At 71.3% G+C, this 2,033-nt stretch carries 1 protein-coding gene and 1 pseudogene; one reads left to right on the top strand and one right to left on the bottom strand.

What is annotated here, in order from left to right:
- Nucleotides 1–14: 14 nt before the first annotated feature.
- Nucleotides 15–398 (bottom strand): hypothetical protein, encoded by a 384-nt coding sequence (locus ABT085_RS45985; protein WP_351623136.1) that lies wholly within the window; start codon nt 396–398, stop codon nt 15–17.
- A 323-nt stretch (nt 399–721) separates the two neighbouring features.
- Here ABT085_RS45985 and ABT085_RS45980 point away from each other — a divergent pair.
- Nucleotides 722–1,901: pseudogene (locus ABT085_RS45980) on the top strand (PP2C family protein-serine/threonine phosphatase).
- Nucleotides 1,902–2,033: the final 132 nt, after the last annotated feature.

Here is a 2,033-nt window from a genome sequence, read left to right as displayed (position 1 = left end):
GCCGGGGACGGGGATCACGACGGCGCCGGCGTGATCGCAGCCGCCGGGGTGGGCGGCGCCGATGGACCAAGAGGAACCAGGCGCGCGCGGCTTGCGAGCCCGTTCTTTCGGGCTCGGCGGTCCTGGCCGACTGCATCCGCGTCAAACGCCGACCCAGCACTCGCACGGCCGGCAGCGGCCGCAACCGCCCAACGCTGAAACAACCGGCGTGCCCCGAACCGCCACGCACGGAAGACTCTGTCGAGCCGCTCGCATCGTTCGAGGGTGGCCGGGTCGGCCTGTGCGGCCTGGTAGGGGACGGTGATGTCGGCCTCGACGACATGGGCCCGGTCGCCCCGGCCGGCGATCTCGTCGCCGCGGCGGTCCGGACGTTCGCGGCGGCGGGCGCCGAGGGCCACCTCCGCGCCCTCCTCGGCTGGCCGGCGAGCGGTGGCCGCGCCGTTAGCCGATGACCAGTGAGCGCTCGGGCCGGCGGGCGACCGGTTCGACGGAGTTGCGCCAGCGCCTGCGCTGCCCCTGGAGGTTGTCGTCACGGGGCACGTCGCAGGGGGCGGAGGGTGCCGCAGGCAGGCGTCGGGCCCAGGGTGCCGGGGGCGTCGGCGCACGGTAGAACGTAGGAGTGAGGGACGGGAACATCCCTGATGAGGATGCACGGCCGCAGCGCGTGGCGAGGTCGGCGATCGACTACCAGGCGCTGTTCGCGGTGACTCCCACCCCTTGCATGGTGCTGAGCCCGGATCTGGTGCTCGTTGACATCAATGAGGCGGCCTGCCGGGTGACCGGCCGCAGCCGGGAGGACCTGCTTGGGCGGTATCTCTTCGATGCCTTCCCTGACAATCCGGCGGATCCCGATGCCGACGGCGTGCGGAATCTGCAGGCGTCCCTGCACCAGGTCCTGCGCTCGAAAGAGCCGGACACGATGGCGCCGATGAAGTACGACATCCCCGTGGCCGACCGTGCCGGCGTGTTCGAGGAGCGGTGGTGGTCCGCAATCAACACGCCGGTGCTCGGGCCGGACGGGCAGGTGGAATGGATCCTCCACCGGGGAGAGGACGTGACCGCATTCATCCTGTCCCAACGCCGCCCGCGAGAAGGCACAGCGCTCAGCGACGCGGAGGCAATGGAGGTCGAACTGTATGCGCGGGCACGCGAGCTCCAGCGGCTGAACGAGGAACTGCGCCGGGCCCACGCCCGGGAGCGCCAGATCGCCGTCACCCTGCAGGAGGCCATGCTCCACTCGCCCCATCTGGCCCGTCACCGGGACACCGCGGTCCGCTATTTGCCCGCCGCCGGGTCACTGAACGTGTGCGGCGACTGGTACGAGGTGGTCGACCTGCCCGAGAACAGATTCGCCGTCGCGGTGGGCGACGTCGTCGGCCACGGCCTGGAGGCCGCCGCCGTCATGGGCGGGCTCCGCAGCGCGCTGTCCGTCTCCGTCCGGGCCGTCGAAGAACCCGCGCCTGCCCTGGACGCCCTGGGCCTGTACGCACGCGATGTGGAAGGTGCACTGGCCACCACCGTCGTCCAAGCGGTCATCGACCCCCATGCCCGCCGCATCACGTACAGCAGTGCCGGCCACCTGCCCCGTCCTGGTCCATCAGGACGGCACCTGCGTCTTGCTCGACCAGGCCACCGACCCTCCGCTGGGGGCCCGGCCCAGACACGTCCCCCGTCTGAAGGCCGACCTGTCCTACCGTCCCGGCGACACCTTCGTGCTGTACACCGATGGCCTCATCGAACGCCGTGGCGAGGACATCGACACCGGCCTGCAGCGCCTCACCGACGCGCTCGCCCGCCATACCCGCCATAGTCCCGAGCGCCTCGCCGACGCCCTGCTCGCGCACCTCGGCGTCAGCAGCGGCGCCCGCGACGATATCGCCCTGATTGTCCTCCGCCTATGACCGCGCGCCGCCCTCTGGAGCCACAGGTGGCTGACCCCGCCGGCTGAAGCGCTCCTTACCTTGTTGGCGGGTTGGTTCCGGTCCTTCGTACGATCGGCAGACCCAGGGGCCTGGGTGTGGCTGAAAGCGCTC

Source organism: Streptomyces sp. NPDC002265, assembly GCF_040296125.1.
In the GTDB taxonomy this organism is placed as follows: Bacteria; Actinomycetota; Actinomycetes; order Streptomycetales; family Streptomycetaceae; genus Streptomyces.
This window is presented reverse-complemented; position numbering and strand designations above follow the sequence as displayed.